Consider the following 19,529-nt stretch of genomic DNA (forward strand, 5'->3'; position numbering starts at 1 on the left):
TTTTTTACTTTCTCAATAACACCTTAATGGGCGCAAAAGATTTGCCAACGGTAGATTTACGCCAAAATTTCAGTTAAGAGAAGAGAATGAATGTCAAAATGGCTGATTTACAGCAAATAGTTTTTATCTGAAAAACTTTTCGTACCTTTACTCCCTCAATAAAGAGTATGGTTATGGAAGATAACAAGATAAAACTTTCCGAAACAGTGATGGTGATAGATGTCGCTTATCTGAATTTTGTAATAAATGATTTAAAGAATTATTTTGAACGTAAACTAGAGCGTTCGCTACAGAAGATTGATTTAGCTCTTTTCGCGATGTATTTGGCTATGGATGCTGGTATAGAAGAGGGTGAAAATGATGTGCAAATATTGTTGCTATATGATAAGGAATCGGAAGAGTTATATCATTGTATGCCATGTGATGTGAAACAGGAGCTGGATGGAGTTGCTTTCAGAGGTTCATTGGGTGAATTTAGTTTTATGGCTGTTCCTTCAGAGGGGTTTGTGTCTCGGGGTGAATTGTTTCTTGATTTGTTGCGAATAATCTTGAATTCCGCTGATGTGGAGAAAATGGTTGTGGTATCTTTTAATGAAGAATATGGTGAAGATGTTGAGGATATATTGAAAGAGTACATTGATAGGATGACCGAGGGGAATGAGTCTGAAAAAGATATTATTCAGTTTAGAATGGAAGAACCTGTGTCTCCGGTAGGATATCTGTGGAAAATGTTAGGATATCCATTGATGACAGCTTTGGGCATTAAGGGTGAAGAATTGTAATTTTTATTAATTATCTCTAATCTACTACTTCTGTGAGTGATTTCCGTTTAAAAGTGTTTCAATCGGTAGCGAAGAATTTGAGTTTTACCAAAGCCTCGCAAGATTTGTTTATCAGTCAACCTGCTATAACCAAACATATACAAGAGTTAGAGTCTACTTATCAAACTCGTTTATTTGACCGGCAGGGAAGTAAAATTTGTCTGACGGAGTCGGGAAAGTTATTACTGGAGCATTGTGAGAGAATTTTGGAAGATTACAAAAGGTTGGAGTACGAAATGCATTTGTTACATAACGAATATAAAGGTGGGTTGAAACTAGGTGCTAGTAGTACAATTTCCCAATATGTATTGCCCCCGTTATTAGCTAGTTTCATAAAGAAATTTCCCCATATCAGCCTGTCGCTGACAAATGGTAATACCAGAGAGATAGAAACGGCCCTACAGGAACATAATATTGACTTAGGATTGGTGGAGGGCGTTTTTCGTTTGCCTAATCTAAAGTATACAACGTTTCTGGAAGATGAGTTGGTAGCTGTAATTCGTACAGGAAGTAAACTTCCTGTAGGAGACGAGATTACTCCGGAAGAATTGCTGAACCTGCCTTTAGTGCTTCGCGAAAGAGGTTCGGGTACATTGGATGTTTTTGAACGTGCTTTACTTCAACATAATATCAAGTTAGCTTCCCTTCAAGTGTTGATCTATCTGGGAAGTACGGAAAGTATTAAATTATTTTTAGAACATACTGATTGTCTCGGTATTGTTTCTGTCCGTTCCATCACTCGTGAACTCTATTCAGGGCAATTACGGGTTGTTGAGATAAAGGGAATGCCGATGCTTCGTGATTTCAGTTTTGCACAGCCACAAGGACAAGATAGTGGATTAGCACAGGTGTTTATGCAGTTTGCGATGCATCATAACAGTAAATTGTGAGATTGTATTATTACTTTCCGTTATAATACATAATAAGATTTAAATAGGATGACGTAATAGAAAAGCGTACCTTTGCGACCGTAAAAGAATTGATATTATAACTCTAAATTAAGATCTATGTTCAATCGCGGAAACAGAGGCAATACTATGCATGGTATTTTACTGATTGCCTTATTCTCTTTTTCAGCTTTCTATATTGCTGAAATTCCATTTGTGAAAAGTCTGTCGTTTAGTCCTCTGATTGTAGGTATTATCTTAGGCATGTTGTATGCCAACAGTTTACGGAACCATTTGCCGGAAACTTGGGTACCAGGTATTAAGTTTTGTACAAAACAGATTTTGCGTGCGGGTATCGTTTTATATGGTTTCCGTTTGACCTTGACCCAAGTTGCAGAGGTTGGTTTACCGGCTGTCGTAATTGATACGATTATAGTTGCAGGTACTATCTTTATTGGCATCGGATTGGGTAAATTATTGAAACTTGATAAAGATACGGCTTTGATGACCTCTACCGGTAGTGCTATTTGTGGAGCTGCTGCAGTATTGGGTGCGGAGCCTGTCATAAAGTGCGAGGGGCATAAAACAGCTATTGCTGTATCTACCGTTGTGATTTTTGGTACAATTTCCATGTTTCTTTATCCTATTATGTATCGTGCCGGTATGTTGAGTGGGTTGAGCGATATGGGAGTAGCCATTTATACAGGCAGTACATTGCATGAAGTGGCTCACGTTGCCGGTGCTGGCAATGCAATGGATCCAACTGATATGTTAGGTATTGCCGGACCGGCAACGATTACAAAAATGATTCGTGTTATGATGTTGGCACCTGTATTGGTTATTATGAGTCTTGCTTTGGCTGGGCGTAAAAAGTACGATGCTGATGGAAAAGTAGTTAAGAGTAAAATTACAATTCCATGGTTTGCATTTGGATTTATTGGTATAATCTGTCTTAATTCTTTTTTACAATATTTGTGCGGTGCAGAAACCGTGAAAGATATCCCTTTGAATGGAACAATTGAATATATTGACACATTCATGCTTACAATGGCAATGACAGCATTAGGTACTGATACAAGTATAGACAAGTTCAAGCAGGCTGGAGCAAAACCATTCGTATTGGCTTTCTTACTCTACATTTGGTTAGTGGTAGGTGGTTATCTTTTGACTAAGTATTTAGTACCTGGTTTAGTTTAATCATTGATATTATCTCACAATGACCTCCGAAGGAAGGACAGGATATTGCTTTTTCAATATTTGTATTTCCTCATTGGTTGCATATATAAATACACATCTCGCCATAGCTGGGATGTGTATTTTTTTTGTAGACACTTTCCATTGGCGACGAATAGAAGTAAATGGAAGATACGTAATTATACCCTGCTTCTCTAATATAATCTTTGTTTTTTGTTCGGAATGCGGTTTGGTTAATACGATATACCACGAACGTAGTTTATCCAAGTTTTCTTTTATATATTGAGCAGTCATAGCTAGTTTATTTGCGTAATACTTTTTTTCGTTTAAACTTTTGGTAATCACAATATGTCCATATTGCAATTCCCAATATACAAACTGGAATTGCAATGAGTATGTAGGTTACCAGTGTCATGGTTTTAAATCTTATTTGATTATTGAGACAAAAGTATTATAAAATTATTTATTTGACAAATAAAAGGTGAATATATAATAAATAAAAAATTGAATAATTAATTCATATTTAAGGCATATATTTTTCTTTATTTTTGTTGTTTGTGTAACAAAATTCTTTTATTTACGTCTATCAAATAGAAGCATTATAAATAGATTAGAAAGGTTCATGGACGCTGAAAGTTTAAAAAAGAGTTCCTACCTAATCATCGTAAGTTGTATTTTGTAGCTTATAAGCTATTGGAGAATGCAGCCGATGCGGAAGATTTAGTACAGGAGGCTTACTTGAAACTGTGGGTTAAACGGGAGGGACTGACAGTCATTAATAATTCTGAAGCATTCAGTGTTACTTTGGTAAAAAATATGTATTTTGATTTACTTCGTTCGAGTAAGTATATATTAAATAGACAGACTGTTGAACTGAATGCTGTACATGATATTCAACCGGTAGATAATCTGGAACTTCGAGATGAAGCAAGACAAATAAGACATATTATTACCCAGTTGCTAGAACAGCGGCAACGTATAGTTACACTCTGGAAACATGATGTGTGTCCACCTACTCCGGAAGATACATTCTCTGATCCCCAGGATCCAGGATGCTTACGAAGTGCTTCAAGCTACTCTGTTGGAAGTTTCTGCGAACTCGAATAACGGTATAGAGTAGGTCAATGAAACGCAGAAAGATGTGAGAAAGATAAATAAGGAGGTAATCAAAGAATTTAAAAGATGAAATACGTATGAGAACAATGAAAATGATTTGGGCAGGTTTACTGTTAATGTTGCCTGTATTATGTCAGGCACAGAAAGATTTGTTTAATGCATATAATGATGTGAAAGGAATATCATTCGTATATATTTCGTAGGCAATGATAGATATGAATCCAAATCTTTTTACGAAAGATATCTATATAGGTAAGGTGGCCGGACAATTGAATAGTGTATACATACTTTCTACAATGGATAGTAATTTAAAACTCAATTTGAAGAAAGAATTTCGTGTATTGGTATACGACTCCAAATACGAGTTGTTGATAAAACAGAAAAATACAGTTACCAGTTCTGAATTTTATATTAACCGGAAAGGAGATAAAGTAAAAGGGTTGATAATAATTATTGATGGCACCGCTACTTTGAAATGTGTATATTTGGAGGGAGAAATGACTTTAAAGGATATCCAGAACATCATGCTCTACCAAAATACGAGATTGAATGGGAATGTCTATCATATTCCAGGTATAGAATTAGCTGATACTAAAGTCTGGAAGCGTTTAATTTGATAAACAATTGGAAAACCTGGAAATAAAAGATATGAGGGAGAAAAAATAATAAATGGTGGACAATCATTGCTTATTGTCCACCATTTGTGTTTTGTGGTTATTTATCTTTTTTCAGTTCTGCAAAAATAAGTCCTTCCAACTCTTCAGCCAGTTCGGGATTATCAGCAATGACCTGTTTGGTTGCATCACGTCCTTGTGCTAATTTGGTATCATTGTAGCTGAACCAAGAACCACTTTTCTTGATAATTCCCATTTCAACACCCAAATCTACGATCTCACCTGTCCGGGATATTCCTTCACCGAACATAATATCGAATTCTGCTCTACGGAAGGGGGGGGCTACTTTGTTTTTTACTACTTTTACTTTGGTCTGTTTGCCCAGTACTTCTTCACCGTTTTTGATAGCCTGACTTCCACGGATATCAAGTCGTACGGATGCATAAAATTTCAAAGCGTTACCACCGGTTGTTGTTTCCGGGTTACCAAACATAACACCAATCTTTTCACGCAACTGGTTGATGAATATACAGGTAGTACGAGTTTTGCTGACAGCTGAGGTCAGTTTGCGTAAAGCTTGTGACATAAGTCGAGCTTGCAATCCAACCTTATTTTCGCCCATATCCCCTTCAATCTCGGCTTTAGGAGTCAAAGCAGCTACAGAGTCTACTACGATAATATCAATAGCAGATGAACGTATTAGCTGTTCAGCGATTTCCAATGCCTGTTCACCATTGTCCGGCTGTGAAATAAACAGATTATCTACGTCAACTCCTAACTTAGCGGCATAGAAACGGTCGAATGCATGTTCTGCATCGATAAATGCAGCTATACCACCGGCTTTTTGTGCTTCAGCAATGGCGTGGATTGCCAATGTCGTTTTACCGGAAGATTCAGGACCATAAATTTCGATGATACGTCCGCGAGGATATCCGCCTACGCCCAACGCTACATTAAGCCCGATAGAACCGGTAGGGATTACTTCGATATCTTCTATCTTTTCATCACCCATTTTCATGATAGAACCTTTACCAAAGCTTTTTTCTATCTTGTCCATGGCAGCTTGTAAAGCTTTCAACTTTTCACTTGATGCTGCCTTATTTTCGTTGTCGAAATTCAATTCGTCTTTTTTTGCCATCTTTATATTTTCGATTTAACAATTTACATGTCACAAAATTTGTGAGGCGTGTTCCTTAGTCTTTATTTCTTTCGGACCAATGATACGTTCTATTACCCCTTCCTCATTAATGATGAAAGTCGTACGGAAGGTTCCCATATATTTTCGTCCATACATACTTTTTTCTCCCCATACGCCGAATTGCTCTACGAGTTTTTTGTCTGTATCGGCAATTAAAGTAAAAGGAAGATTGTTTTTTTCAATAAATTTTTGATGCGACTTTTCATTGTCTACACTTACTCCTATTACTTCATATCCGGCTTGTCGCAGTTCTGAATAATTGTCGCGTAAGTTACATGCCTCAGCCGTACATCCGGAAGTCATATCTTTAGGATAGAAGTACAGTACAACTTTTTTCCCTTTATAGTCACTAAGGCGGATTTCTTTACTTCTTTCGTTAGTACCCAGTATTTCAGGGGCTTTATCTCCTATATTTATCATAACTCTAAATCTCCATCAATAACTTCGTGCCACGGTAAGCCTTGTTTGTTTAATTGTTCCATAAATGGGTCGGGATTGAATTCTTCTACATTCCACACCCCCGGTTTCTTCCAAATACCTTTTAGGAACATCATTGCACCAATCATAGCAGGTACACCGGTAGTGTAGCTCACTCCCTGCATGCCGGTTTCTTTGTAGGCTTCCTGGTGACTACAATTATTGTATACGTAATATGTACGTTCTTTTCCATCTTTTAGCCCACGTATGCGGCAACCGATGGAAGTTTCACCTTCGTAATTTTCTCCTAAATCTTGAGGATTGGGTAAAACAGCCTTCAAGAATTGCAATGGAACAATTTTTACTCCGTTGTAATCTACTTCGTCTATACGAGCCATACCAATATTTTGGATAACACGTAAATGTGTCAAGTATTCTTGTCCGAAAGTCATCCAAAAACGGGCGCGTTTGATGGTCGGAAAATTCTTTACCAGAGATTCTAATTCTTCATGATAAAGTAGATAAGAGTCACGCGGACCTATATTAGGATAAGTCAGATCTTTATGAATTTCTAATGGCTGTGTCGTTATCCATTCGTTATTTTCGTAATAGCGTCCGTTTTGTGTAATCTCACGAATATTAATTTCCGGATTGAAATTGGTAGCAAATGCTTTATGATGATTGCCCGCATTACAATCTACAATATCCAAATATTGAATTTCGTCAAAATAATGTTTAGCTGCATAAGCTGTATAAACGCCACTGACTCCTGGATCGAAACCACATCCTAGAATAGCTGTTAATCCGGCATCTTCAAAACGCTTTTTATAAGCCCATTGCCAACTGTATTCGAAATGAGCTACATCTTTAGGCTCATAATTGGCTGTATCCAAATAATTAACGCCACTTTTCAGACAGGCCTCCATGATGGTGAGATCTTGATAGGGGAGGGCTACATTTATAACGATTTCAGGCTTGAAGCTATTGAAGAGTGCCACTAATTCATCCACATTGTCTGCATCTACCCGGGCAGTTTTGATGGCAGGGTTACCAATGGCTTTCACAACAGCGTCACATTTGGATTTAGTACGGCTGGCAATCATAATTTCAGTAAACACATCAGGATTTTGAGCCACTTTGTGTGCCACGACGGTACCTACACCGCCTGCACCGATAATAAGAACTTTACCCATTTCTTCTTACTTACAAAAGATTTGATATAATTAATTTTTTTGGTGAGCAAATATAGGATTTAATTCTCAGATATACATTAAATTCTTACTAAATACTTTGGAGAAAGTAGTTCTACTCTCAAACAAACTGTTCATATTTTGGTTATTTCACATATATATAGGTTTGCAAATATAGTCTCCGTATCATCATTATGCGAATAAATTTGTTTCTGCAAGTAGTTTACACTATATTTGCCCTCGAAAAAATTAACTTAAACAACGAATAACAATGAAAAAAGTATTTGTTTCTCTTTGTATGGCAAGTGTATTGTTAGGCTTGTCATCTTGTGCTTCGACCAAGAATGCCGCTACGATTTCTTCTATTAGTGGAGAATGGAATATTATTGAAATTAATGGTACTGCGGTAGTTCCCGCTCCGGGACAACAATTTCCTTATATAGGTTTTGATACAAAGACTGGAAAGGTGTTTGGTAACAGTGGCTGTAACCGCATGATGGGCTCTTTTGATGTCAATGCAAAACCTGGGATGATTGATCTTGGCGCTTTGGCCAGTACGCGGATGGCGTGTCCTGATATGACGGTAGAAAATAATATATTGACTGCTTTGGGACAAGTAAAGAAGTATAAGAAATTAGGCAAAGAGAATATCGCTCTGTGTGGTTCATCAAAGCGCCCCATTATCGTGCTACAGAAAAAGGAAACAGCAGTGGGTTTGTCCGAACTGAATGGAAAATGGATGATCAGTGAAGCCGGTGGTGTAGCTATTCCTACAGGTATGGAAAAACAGCCGTTTATTGAATTTAATATTTCAGAAAAGAGTTTGCATGGCAATGCCGGGTGTAATTTAATCAACGGTGGTTTCCAAACGAACGCCGAAAATCCCTCTTCCATCTTTTTCCCGCAGGTCATCAGTACTATGATGGCATGCCCTGATATGACAGTAGAAAGTCGTGTGATGCAAGCCTTGAACTCTGTTCAATCCTTTGGTAAGTTAGCGGGAGGTGGTATCGGCTTTTATGATGCCGATAATAATTTAGTGATGGTATTGGTGAAAAAATAAGGATTATTTTCTTGTAAAAATATTCTTTTTAAATAAAGGCTCTTGCAGATGATATCTGTTAAGAGCCTTTTCTGTGACGAGCGACTATTTTTTTCTTAACCCGGCTCGTATACGGCTTAGTGATTGCGGAGTGATGTACAAATAAGATGCCAGATACTTTAACGGTACGTCCTGCAATAATTCGGGGTTTTCTTCCATCAGCGTCAGATATCGTTCTTTGGCTGTTGGTGGAGCGCCATAAGCGAGTGTCGAAATGTCTACAGACAAAATTTCACGTTCAAAAATTTGTCTGCCGATATTTGCCATCTCGATAGAACGGGAGAAAAGTGTTTCTAGTTCGGTCTTGGATATACAGTATGCAGTACTATTATTTACCGACTCGATATTGATCTGAGAAACTTCTCCATTTACATAACCCCACGAGGAGAACCCTGCTTCTCCCGGGCCGACAAACCAAAGGGAATTTTCTGTACCTTCCGCCAGATAGTATCCACGCCATATGCCTTTCTTTATAAGGTAAAAGTTAGAATTTCGCGTTCCCGTTTCAACAATAAGTTCCCCTTTGGAAAAATTTACTTCTTTCATGTGAAACAGAAGTTCGAACAGGCTTTTTTCAGGTAACTTATACTTCTTGCAGAATTTCTTTATCATGGTTTCCATGCGACAAAGATAGCGAATTTTCCTTCTTTTTCTTTTTGCTATATATATAAATGATCAGTATAAAGAAGGTAGTCAGTAATTCTGCCAGCGGTGTAGCCAGCCAAATACCCGTATTACCTATCAAAAGAGGCAGGCCGTAGAAACAGGCGGTCAGCAAGATGAAACCGCGCAATAGGGTAATCACGGTAGCATACTTTGCACGTTCCACACTTTGGAAATATCCGATGGAAACGATATTGGCGGCAAAAAACACGAACCCCGTAGCGTATAGCGGCAATCCTTCTACGGCAATGTCGTATGCTGGATAGCTGCGGTCAATGAACATAGCTACAATGTCGCTACTGCAGAATATTGTAACCAGTGCAAAACAAGTACCGCAAATGATGGCGGTTTTCAAGGCAAGCAAATACGTGTGACGTACCCGTTGTGTCCGTTGTAGGCCGTAGTTATAACTGATAATGGGTTGTGCCGATTGGGCAATAGCGTTGTAAACCATGAATATAATAGGAAAAAAATAGCAGGCAATGCTGAATGCGGCCACCCCTTCCTCTTTCAGATAGTGGATGAATACCTGGTTACCTACGAACATCATGCAGGCAATGGCTATCTCGCACAAGAAAGCCGAAGAACCCAAACGGCACATATAACCAATATTACGTCCAATCAGTTTCATGCTGTTATGGCTGAGCTTTACAGGATAGAAACGAAGTGTGCACTGGGGACGTATCAGATAGAATACTATCATCAAGGCACCTACTGTGGTACCTATGGCACTTGCCAACGCAGCTCCGAGCATTCCCCAGTCAAAGGGGAAAATGAACAGATAATCCAGTATGATGTTCAGGATGGCAGCTACCACATTACACATCATTGCATAATTGGGTGAACCGTCGAGTCTCAAAAAGAACATTCCCGAATTGAGCAGTGCCGTGAACAGTGAGAAAGGGACAAACCAAAGCATATACTCTACTGCCAGAGGAGTAAGCCGTTCCGAACCGCCTAGTAGCTGTACTACTTGCGGGGCAAAAATACAGAAGATAGTGGAAGTACACATCAGCAGCAAGGAAGATATAACAACCGATTGTGTGATATTGATACGTGCCACCTTAACCTTGCCATGCGACAAATGGATAGATGCCACTACGGATGCACCTACGCCGAACATCAATCCGACACCCGTGGAGAACAGCCATAACGGTGCCACGATATTGACAGCTGCCAAGGCATCACTCCCGATACCTTTACCGACAAATATACCGTCCGTAATGACGAACAATGCTGAAAAAATCATTCCCAAAACAGTAGGGAGCAATAACTTGCGGAATAATGTTGCAATGTCCGTGTTCTTGAAGTCGATACTGTCTCTCATCTTTTCCATAATTCTTGTTTTATTAATATGTGAAAACCAATCATTTCCGTTATAAGGGGTAAGGCTAGTTCCTTGCATACATTTATTACCCATGTATTGTTCTCTCTTTTACTAATCGGTCGGCAAAAGTAGAGCTTTTGTGTGGAATGAAAATTAACAAATGGTAATTTCCGACAGAAAATGCAGCCTTCCTTCTGCCAAACTGACAGACAAACTGTCATAAACATAAATTAGAGCGTGTCCTGAACAATTTGGCACGACGTTTGTCTTTTTATTGGCGTCTGCCGATGGGACAGACACCGATTTAAGAATAATAATAATAAAATAATAACGATCATGGGAAAAATTATTGGTATTGACTTAGGTACAACAAACTCTTGTGTTGCCGTTTTTGAAGGTAACGAACCTGTAGTAATTGCAAACAGTGAAGGCAAACGTACTACTCCTTCCGTAGTAGCATTCGTTGACGGTGGCGAACGTAAAGTAGGTGATCCTGCCAAACGTCAGGCTATTACAAATCCGACTCGTACAGTATCCTCTATCAAACGTCTGATGGGCGAAAACTGGGATCAGGTACAGAAAGAAGTAACCCGCATGCCCTACAAAGTAGTGAAAGGCGATAATAATACTCCACGTGTAGATATCGACGGACGTCTTTATACTCCGCAAGAGCTCTCTGCAATGATTTTGCAGAAAATGAAAAAAACTGCCGAAGATTATCTGGGACATGAAGTGACAGAAGCTGTTATTACTGTTCCTGCTTATTTCTCTGACTCTCAACGTCAGGCTACTAAAGAAGCCGGTCAGATTGCAGGTCTGGAAGTAAAACGTATCGTGAACGAACCAACTGCCGCCGCTTTGGCTTATGGTATCGATAAAGCACACAAGGATATGAAGGTTGCTGTCTTCGACCTTGGTGGTGGTACATTCGATATTTCTATTCTCGAATTCGGTGGTGGTGTATTCGAGGTTTTGTCAACTAATGGTGACACTCACTTGGGCGGTGACGACTTCGATCAGGTAATTATTGACTGGTTGGTTCAGGAATTCAAGAATGACGAAGGTGCAGACTTGACCCAAGATCCGATGGCTATGCAACGTCTGAAGGAAGCTGCAGAAAAGGCTAAGATTGAGTTGTCTTCTTCTACCAGTACAGAAATCAACTTACCGTACATCATGCCGGTAGGGGGTGTGCCCAAGCACTTGGTTAAGACATTGACTCGTGCTAAGTTCGAAGCTTTGTCTCACAACTTAATCCAGGCTTGTCTTGAACCTTGCAAGAAAGCTATGAGTGATGCGGGACTGACTAATGCTGATATTGATGAAGTAATTCTTGTTGGTGGTTCTTCCCGTATTCCGGCTGTACAGAAATTGGTTGAAGAGCTCTTCGGAAAAGTTCCTTCCAAGGGTGTAAATCCTGATGAAGTGGTAGCTGTAGGTGCTGCCGTACAGGGTGCTGTTTTGACGGATGAAATCAAGGGTGTTGTTTTGTTGGACGTTACTCCGTTGTCAATGGGTATTGAAACAATGGGTGGTGTAATGACTAAGTTGATTGAAGCTAACACAACCATTCCGTGCAAGAAGAGTGAAACATTCTCTACAGCTGCCGATAACCAGACGGAAGTTACCATCCACGTACTGCAAGGTGAACGTCCTATGGCTGCCCAGAATAAGTCAATCGGTCAGTTCAACCTGACAGGTATCGCTCCGGCACGTCGTGGTGTTCCTCAGATTGAGGTAACATTCGATATCGATGCCAACGGTATCTTGAAAGTATCTGCCAAGGATAAAGCTACCGGTAAGGAACAAGCAATCCGTATCGAAGCTTCCAGTGGCTTGAGCAAGGAAGAAATTGAAAAGATGAAAGCAGAAGCAGAAGCTAATGCTGAAGCAGATAAGAAAGAACGTGAAAAGATTGATAAGTTGAATCAGGCAGACTCAATGATCTTCACTACTGAAAATCAATTGAAGGATTTAGGTGATAAGTTGCCTGCTGATAAGAAAGCCCCGATTGAGGCTGCTTTGCAGAAGTTGAAAGATGCCCACAAGGCACAGGATTTGACTGCTATCGATTCTTCTATGGCAGAATTGAATACGGCTTTCCAAGCTGCAAGTGCTGAAATGTATGCTCAGAGTGGTGCTCAGGGTGGTGCACAAGCCGGTCCTGATATGAATGCCGGACAACAAGGTGGTGCTCAGGATAACAGCAAGCATGGTGATAATGTACAGGATGCTGACTTTGAGGAGGTGAAGTAATATTTATAAAGAAATAAGTAGTATATAAAATAAAAAGCGGTAAATCATCGATTTACCGCTTTTTATTTTGTGTTTTTCCTCTGTTTATTATGTTATATTTATATATGTTTGCATTATATTTGTCACGCGCTTTAGTATGTGAAAATATGATTTTTAATTAACATCTTCATATATATATATATATATTGAATTCTAATACTCACTTTGTTGTCTTTCTGGGTAATATTGAATAATCTATCTCTGCACGAATTGTATCTTTACTTGCGTTTTTTACAATAAATATGATTGACTGGTAGATGCTTGTCCGGTTTTATTATTCATCCCTTAATTCCAAAGGGGTACAATAATAAGTAGCGAAAATAAAGTAAGAGTCACAGATTTCATGGCTCTTACTTTATTTATTCTATTCTTCTTCCAGATTGAGCCCTAATTGCATTGCCGATTCCTTTACTACTTTGTAAATTTGTGCCGATTCATCTAATGGATTTAAACTTGTGGTTTTAGCCTTAAAAGAGATTTCTATTTCCAAACCATTATTTTTGAGAGGAACAACAAAGCTGGAGAATAAATCGGTCCAACGCTCAACTGGTACTTTTCCAGAGACTTTAATGGATTTAAATTTCCGTAACTCGTCTACAGGTTGGGAGGGGGGGGTATGCTCCGATTTTTCTCCTGTGGGTGAATTCCAAGCACTTGACTGTTCATCGGTAGAACTTTCTTCAGATTTTGGTTGATTATTAATAGATTTATCCACTAACCAATATTGCGGATCGGTAACATCTAAGAATGGAACAGATTCATGATGATAAATGCGATTGTAGTTTCCTTGTTCACCACAAGCTACATTAAAATCACCATTCTCGCAATACTTTTGGATACTTTGACTGACAGTTTCCACTCCACAAATCATGGGTTTGTCATCAAATCGTAAAAAGGATTCATATAAGTCGTTAACTTGTATGGGTTGCTCTTTTGTAGGGTATAAGCCACTGCTGCGTAAAGTTCCGAGGCCAATTGACTTTTCAAGCAGCCATTCTTCTTCTTTTATATTGTTAAAAAGATTGCTACTTAGTTGCGTGTTAAAATCTTGTGCAAAATCTTTAATCTCGATTTTCTCTAGCCCCTCGCTTACAGAGTATTTACATACAATATTATAAGCGGAAATAAGTAAAGCATTTGCTTGCTTATCGTACTCGGCTTTACGCTCCAAAATATCTTTCTTCTGTTCTGGTTCTATCTGTCCACTATATTCAGCTTGTATTTTCGTACAAGCCAAATACTCGAGTAGCTTACTATGTAGCATACCTAAACCTATTTCAGAGCATGCCAAATATAATATAGTATTTCTGTATATTCGACTACTATTACCTTTATTTTGGGCTATTTGCTCAACTTGCTTTTTGGTTTTGGTATTTATACTTCCGGGTTGTGTTGCATATTCAGGGCCGAGTATCACCAATGTAAGGCTTTTTTGTTCAGGAATGTCATTGGCTGGATTAACCAGTACCTTGATTTTTGATACATTACGGGTTTGTACATTTAGTCGATTAATAATTTCCCCCGAAATATCCGCTTGGCTTATTTCAGCTTTAGCCTGATTTACCAAAATATTGATATTAGGTTTGGATTGAAACCAATAACTGCGTGAACCAACATTAGTGGAATAGAGATAATGAGCTACTTGTTCCAATTTGTTTAATGCACTATTTATTTCACTATGATTGAATGCACTAGGTTTCAAAATACATAGTTTTAGTTCTTCAATAGTCAATCCTTTGTTTTGCAAGTTGCCCAATGAAGCCATTAATATGGTAGTGGCTATACCTTGGGTCAAGTTATATTTACCGATATTGTTGTTAGGATCTTCGTTATCTATTTTATAAGCATTGCTTGAGGTACCTATAACATCGGCATGAATCACTGTTTCCCACTGACTTCCCATCAGGCTGGTTATAGTACCTGTCAATGTTGGCAGATTACTAAGGTTGACATCCGAGGTATGGATTAATGCTTGGGTACCGGTTAATGATCCCCGTCGTGTCCATAAATCCTTCACGATGGATGCTAATAATCGTAATACTCCACGAGTACGCTGGAAACGAGAATCCTGTCCCCATTTTAAACGAAACATATCAATCAATTCCGGATGGAAGGGATAAGATTTGCGCATCTTGTTAATATATTCCATGCGGTCGGCTTGATTGGGTAAATCGGAACGCCGATTATGATATGTATTCTTGTAACGGTTTAAAACAAGCTCTATCACTTGTGGATTCCCAATGTTGTCGAATAAACGACGGCGAACGACTTCAAATATTTCTTCATCTTCGACGGGTTTAATACTTGTTCCAACCCGGACAATACGGTTTTCTAAAGCAGTGAGTATCTGTTGCCCTATGGCTGATGAAGCAACTTCTGCTGCACTGCCGGGTAATGTGGCTATTAATACGCAGCGAGGTACGGAAGATACTATTTCAGTCAGTGTTTGCATAAAACCAATAGTCTGGTCAGATAGACTTCCTTTTCCTATCATGACTGCCGATGCTTTATTACAATAGTCCGCTAACTCATCAATTAGTATAAGAGCAGGAGCTGACTTTTCCAGGATAGGTCGGAATAAGTTGGCTGCCGGTGAAATTCGTTCTATGTCATTCTTTTTAATTAAGTTGTATCCTTCTAAACCTCCTAATTGATAAGCCAACTCTCCCCATAAAGTATAAATAGTGATTCCATTATCGGTGGTTCTGCCTTGTGATACATCAGTGGTGTTATTGGTAAACACTGCTACTTGCGCATTCTCAAACTGAGGAGCTACTTTACTATCTAAAATATGCTGAGTATAAGTTGAAGAGAGTAGAGATTTTCCAGCTTTTGTAATGTGGTATAAAGAGATCAACGTATGCGTTTTACCACCTCCGAATCCAGTCTGCAGGGAGATTACTCGGTTATCGGTTTCTTCACCATTCAACGCCCGAACAACCCGGTTGGCTATGTCACGCAATCCGGCTGTGATATAGGTCTTTTCAAAGAACATAGTCGGATTGCTATACACCTCTTGTCCGATGCCCATAGCCACTTCGCTAAGGTTTGCTGCAAAAACAGACTCATCCAGTGAGCCGTTGCGGATGTCATAATGAGGATATACATTCGTATACCAGGCCGGTAGAGGGGAGTTTTCAGAGAAAGAAACTGTAGAAGAAGTCTCTGTGATGATAGCTGTTTCTATTTGAATCGTTGGTTCATTACCTCTATTTTTTATTGTATCTATTTCTTTCACTAAATCAGGCATCTGAAGTAATTTGGCTACTAATTTCATTGTGCCAAAAGCTCTGTCTATCTCGTCTTCATCCAATGGCTGATAGTGGTTGCATTTATTACGTACTTCCTGTATCTCTTGCAGATAGCTGATAAGTTTATTTGCCTCCTTGCTACTTCCCAATTCATCGGTTAGCTCTTGTTTAAAGGCAATGGCAAAGCTTGAGAGATTGCTATAATCTACCAGTTGCTTACGGTCACTATCTGCGGATAGTGACTGAACAGCTTTATTCCAGGTATTTTGTTTGTCCGGTTTAAGACGTGCAAAGAGTACGCCTTCCCAAGGCTCATTCTTAAATTTCTCCAGTAAGAAACCCACGACGAACGGACGCATAGCTTCAATAAAAATACTGAGTGCTTTGGATAAATTATCATTCATAATCATTCTGTATTTATTAAAATCCTAAATTCATTTGTGTAGCCTGACCAGTTATATCCTTCTGGCAAGACTGTATTAACTCCTCACTATTAGCAAGCAAACCATTTACTTGTGCCATATCATCTCCATCGGGTAGTAACTCTTTCAAGGAGGCCAATACACGCCAAAAACTATTATTAGCTTCGGAACCTACCAGCTTAATAAGACGCAATAGTTTAGGACGATTTTCTTTAGACCATAGCATCATAGCTTGTTGAACTTGGTCTATCAATGGATCATTGATGTTAGTGCCTTGTATTTCGCCTGTGATTCGTTCTGTGTAGGAAGCTAAATGTTGCTTATTCCCATCTTTAATAAGCAAATGATGATGGAATATGTCGCTAACATCTATATTCATTCCGATGCGTGTGAATTTCGCAGCATCATCAAAATCTGTTTCTCCCATACCGTTCATTTGCAACCAGCCAATGTAGAATTTGGTATATTCATCGCCTTCAAAACCTCTGAGTAAGGCATTGAAGGCTGCTGTTTTTGCAAGTTCTAAAAGTTCTGTTACAGTCACTTCGCTTCCATCAGCTTTCTCTACTTTTTCATATTTGCCAAATTCACTTACTGCTTGTCCAAAGCAAGCTGTTAATAGATCGGCGCCGCGGAAACCTAACCCATAAAGTTTTTCTACCTCTTTATTAACTTTTTCTTCAATGGCTCGTTTCACTTGTTTGAAGCTGCCATAACCAGAACGTTCGGAAGGACGACAGGAAACGGTTACAGAAGATTCAAGTGCGGCACTATCTAATCCGCGGCTACGATTTGCTAGCTCTGTATCCATAGGCCAGCTTCCTGTAATATTCATTCGGGAACTGAGAATTGAATTACACAGTGTTGTCCATGCTTCTGTGCTTTGATGAGCAAACATTATGCTAACTATATCTGAGGTTTGTAGCTCTATTGCATCAAAAATTGTTGTTAGTTTATTTTCAAAATGCAATTTTGCTTTGGCTTCACTGTGATGATGGTAATGCTTTAGTGCTGTGCATTCTTCTGATTTTGGAGTTTGCGGTGTCGCAAAATTTATGGGATATAAATCACTTAATGTTTGTTTAAGCCATACATAAAAAAAATCTGATATATCCGCATAGCCAATTGCGTCGTAATAAGGGGGATCAGTCACTACTGCTGTTAAAGTTTTGGCACTGAATTGTTCTTTCTCTCCACTAGAAGCATTAGCAGCTTGGGCCGAAAATGAAATATTACTTTCTGATTCTAAGTAGCGAATAATCCATTCTAACTGATTTAATGCGCTTCCAGAACTTGAACAAAAAGGATTAGATTCAGGATAGTCAAATGTCATAGCTATAGCTTGCCTATTAAATGGATGTTCTAGTTTTTCTCCACTTGTATGCCATCTTCCTAAAGCGGTATTAGCTAATGCAATTCTGTCTATCCATATCGCTAAATAAGTATAAAGAGCTTGAAAATACAGACCTTCCTTAATATTGTCTTTTAAAAGACTAAAATTATTTACGAAGCTCTGAAGCATATAAAGTTGACGATTGGAAAATAAGTCTCCCCAAAGAGAAAACCCCCATGTACAAGATGGAAAGGCCTGTGTATATTTTGTTGGCATACTCTCAGTAGGTCTTTTTGCTTTAATATCAAGATATATGGTATCTTTAGTAATAGGAGACTTATACAGTTTTCCATCTTTGGATTCCGTAATTATAGCCAATAATCTTTCTCCCGTTTGCTTGTTTTTAAACTGTTGTTTCAACTGGTTTGCTGTTGTTACACTCCCACAGCAGGGACAAGTCAAATTACCTCTATGATTCCACACTTCTTTGATGGAACATTCTCCTTCTTTAATCTCAAATCGTATATCAGTTTCATGAATTATTGGATTGAGATATATTTGTTTAGACTTCGTATTCGCCAAATAGAATTGCTTTAATAAAGGAACTTCCGCTTTACAGCTTGGATTAGAGCAAGTAGCAGTTCTTGCCCAATAGTAGGCGATTGGTTTGTTCCCATTTTCATCAGCAGGATATAAATACCCTACTTCTTTCTCTGTCATAGCCAACAATTGTTTGGCATAGTATTCCACATCAAAAGAAAGTCTGTTGGGAATATTTATAATGCCGTTACTAATAGAAATTCCCTTGGCAATGAGCATATCTATACCCTCTTTCCCATAAATACGACGAAACTCCTCTTCTGTATATCTTATGGGCTTACCATATTTCTGAGGAAACTCTACACTTCCTTTTTCAATGATATGGGCAACCGGATTAATATCATTGCCATAGCTGCGACATCCCAAACGTGCTGCCTCTAAAGGTATAGCACCTCCACCCGCAAATGGATCAAACACACTTGGCATCTGTTTTTGAAAACAATCAATTGCAGTTTGTAGCGCAGCCTCCTTTTCTTTTATGATATCAGTTACCAAATGACGGTCTATACAACTATAGAGATTGTTTTCAGCTTCTTCAATAGCTTGATAGGCAACATCAAATGATTGACTTAATGAAATGAAAGAAGCATCAGGATTCTGTCCTGCATTGTATGCAACCCAAATTAACTTTCTTGCTTTTGTCAAAACAGCCTTATCGTTCTTACTTTCCCATTTTATCAGGCAACCTTCACTTAATTGCTCTTTCGAAGCTGTATTTTTGCCTTTCAACATATTAGCCTGACAGACTGGAGAAAACTTTCCTATAAACATTAGCAAACGATTGCGCAGATTGTCCGGCATTGGATCATATATCGCTGTATATGGAATATCCGGATAAGGTGCATAAAGTGGATCGTTTCCTAACAACTCCTGTATAGCATCTTTGAAAGCCTGCGGACATTGTTCATCCAATGGGTCTGGTACCAGACTGGCAAAGATTACAGCTCTGCACACAGGGAGTGGACGGCGTGCCCACCATAAATGTAAAGTAGAAATGTGCCCGTGACGAATAGATTTATCACGTACACTCTCAGCCGATATTTCTTTAATCGGCATAGCTACTTCTATTAGTTTTTTTGCTTTTGTCATATCTATGTTT

The 19,529-nt window shown here is 38.8% G+C and carries 13 protein-coding genes and 2 pseudogenes; 7 read left to right on the forward strand and 8 right to left on the reverse strand.

Going from position 1 to position 19,529, the window contains the following annotated elements:
• Nucleotides 1-173 precede the first annotated feature (173 nt).
• The 3 genes from C1A09_RS08720 to C1A09_RS08730 all read left to right on the forward strand — a co-directional run bounded on the left by C1A09_RS08720 (nucleotide 174) and on the right by C1A09_RS08730 (nucleotide 2,905).
• Nucleotides 174-782, forward strand: a complete 609-nt coding sequence (locus C1A09_RS08720; RefSeq protein ID WP_180949199.1) for a DUF6621 family protein — start codon at nucleotides 174-176, stop codon at nucleotides 780-782.
• 32 nt (nucleotides 783-814) lie between these two features.
• Nucleotides 815-1,711, forward strand: a complete 897-nt coding sequence (locus tag C1A09_RS08725; RefSeq protein WP_101543165.1) for a LysR substrate-binding domain-containing protein — start codon at nucleotides 815-817, stop codon at nucleotides 1,709-1,711.
• Between the two features lie 117 nt (nucleotides 1,712-1,828).
• Nucleotides 1,829-2,905, forward strand: a complete 1,077-nt coding sequence (locus tag C1A09_RS08730) for a YeiH family protein (RefSeq protein WP_101543166.1) — start codon at nucleotides 1,829-1,831, stop codon at nucleotides 2,903-2,905.
• Between the two features lie 9 nt (nucleotides 2,906-2,914).
• On the opposite strand, the gene C1A09_RS08735 is transcribed toward C1A09_RS08730, so the two are convergent.
• Nucleotides 2,915-3,196 (reverse strand): transcription termination/antitermination NusG family protein, encoded by a 282-nt coding sequence (locus C1A09_RS08735; RefSeq protein WP_101543167.1) that lies wholly within the window; start codon nucleotides 3,194-3,196, stop codon nucleotides 2,915-2,917.
• 328 nt (nucleotides 3,197-3,524) lie between these two features.
• On the opposite strand from C1A09_RS08735, the pseudogene C1A09_RS08740 reads away from it, so the two are divergent.
• Together C1A09_RS08740 and C1A09_RS08745 are read left to right on the forward strand one after the other, a co-directional pair.
• A pseudogene (locus tag C1A09_RS08740) lies at nucleotides 3,525-3,892 on the forward strand (RNA polymerase sigma factor); the annotation flags it as partial.
• A gap of 203 nt (nucleotides 3,893-4,095) precedes the next feature.
• A pseudogene (locus tag C1A09_RS08745) lies at nucleotides 4,096-4,617 on the forward strand (DUF4252 domain-containing protein); the annotation flags it as partial.
• Nucleotides 4,618-4,732: 115 nt separating this feature from the next.
• On the opposite strand, the gene recA reads toward C1A09_RS08745, so the two are convergent.
• Genes recA through C1A09_RS08760 form a run of 3 tightly spaced genes read right to left on the reverse strand, consistent with a single transcriptional unit; the run spans nucleotide 4,733 to nucleotide 7,440 of the window.
• Nucleotides 4,733-5,770: a recombinase RecA gene (recA, locus tag C1A09_RS08750; protein WP_101543169.1), complete on the reverse strand. Its 1,038-nt coding sequence runs from the start codon at nucleotides 5,768-5,770 to the stop codon at nucleotides 4,733-4,735.
• 30 nt (nucleotides 5,771-5,800) lie between these two features.
• Nucleotides 5,801-6,250: a thioredoxin-dependent thiol peroxidase gene (gene bcp / locus C1A09_RS08755; protein WP_180949200.1), complete on the reverse strand. Its 450-nt coding sequence runs from the start codon at nucleotides 6,248-6,250 to the stop codon at nucleotides 5,801-5,803.
• Entirely contained in the window at nucleotides 6,247-7,440 is a 1,194-nt protein-coding gene (locus C1A09_RS08760; protein ID WP_101543170.1) for a saccharopine dehydrogenase family protein, read from the reverse strand. Before C1A09_RS08760 ends, bcp begins: the two co-directional genes overlap by 4 nt.
• A gap of 268 nt (nucleotides 7,441-7,708) precedes the next feature.
• Here C1A09_RS08760 and C1A09_RS08765 point away from each other — a divergent pair, with 268 nt between their 5' ends.
• Nucleotides 7,709-8,500 (forward strand): META domain-containing protein, encoded by a 792-nt coding sequence (locus C1A09_RS08765; protein WP_101543171.1) that lies wholly within the window; start codon nucleotides 7,709-7,711, stop codon nucleotides 8,498-8,500.
• Nucleotides 8,501-8,584: 84 nt separating this feature from the next.
• Here C1A09_RS08765 and C1A09_RS08770 read toward each other — a convergent pair whose 3' ends face one another.
• Both C1A09_RS08770 and C1A09_RS08775 read right to left on the reverse strand, forming a co-directional pair.
• Nucleotides 8,585-9,160 carry a Crp/Fnr family transcriptional regulator gene (locus C1A09_RS08770; protein ID WP_101543172.1) on the reverse strand — a complete coding sequence of 192 codons (576 nt, stop codon included), beginning with the start codon at nucleotides 9,158-9,160 and terminating at the stop codon, nucleotides 8,585-8,587.
• Nucleotides 9,123-10,538: an MATE family efflux transporter gene (locus C1A09_RS08775; RefSeq protein ID WP_101543456.1), complete on the reverse strand. Its 1,416-nt coding sequence runs from the start codon at nucleotides 10,536-10,538 to the stop codon at nucleotides 9,123-9,125. Before C1A09_RS08775 ends, C1A09_RS08770 begins: the two co-directional genes overlap by 38 nt.
• 327 nt (nucleotides 10,539-10,865) lie before the next feature.
• Here C1A09_RS08775 and dnaK point away from each other — a divergent pair, with 327 nt between their 5' ends.
• Nucleotides 10,866-12,785, forward strand: a complete 1,920-nt coding sequence (gene dnaK / locus C1A09_RS08780; RefSeq protein ID WP_101543173.1) for a molecular chaperone DnaK — start codon at nucleotides 10,866-10,868, stop codon at nucleotides 12,783-12,785.
• Between the two features lie 403 nt (nucleotides 12,786-13,188).
• Here the strand turns inward: dnaK and C1A09_RS08785 are convergent, their stop codons facing one another.
• Entirely contained in the window at nucleotides 13,189-16,479 is a 3,291-nt protein-coding gene (locus C1A09_RS08785) for a DUF499 family protein (RefSeq protein WP_101543458.1), read from the reverse strand.
• Nucleotides 16,480-16,495: 16 nt separating this feature from the next.
• A complete protein-coding gene (locus C1A09_RS08790; protein WP_101543174.1) occupies nucleotides 16,496-19,519 on the reverse strand; it encodes a DUF1156 domain-containing protein in 3,024 nt (1,007 codons plus the stop codon).
• Nucleotides 19,520-19,529: the final 10 nt, after the last annotated feature.

The sequence above is a fragment of the Bacteroides cutis genome, from assembly GCF_900241005.1.
In the GTDB taxonomy this organism is placed as follows: Bacteria; Bacteroidota; Bacteroidia; order Bacteroidales; family Bacteroidaceae; genus Bacteroides; species Bacteroides cutis.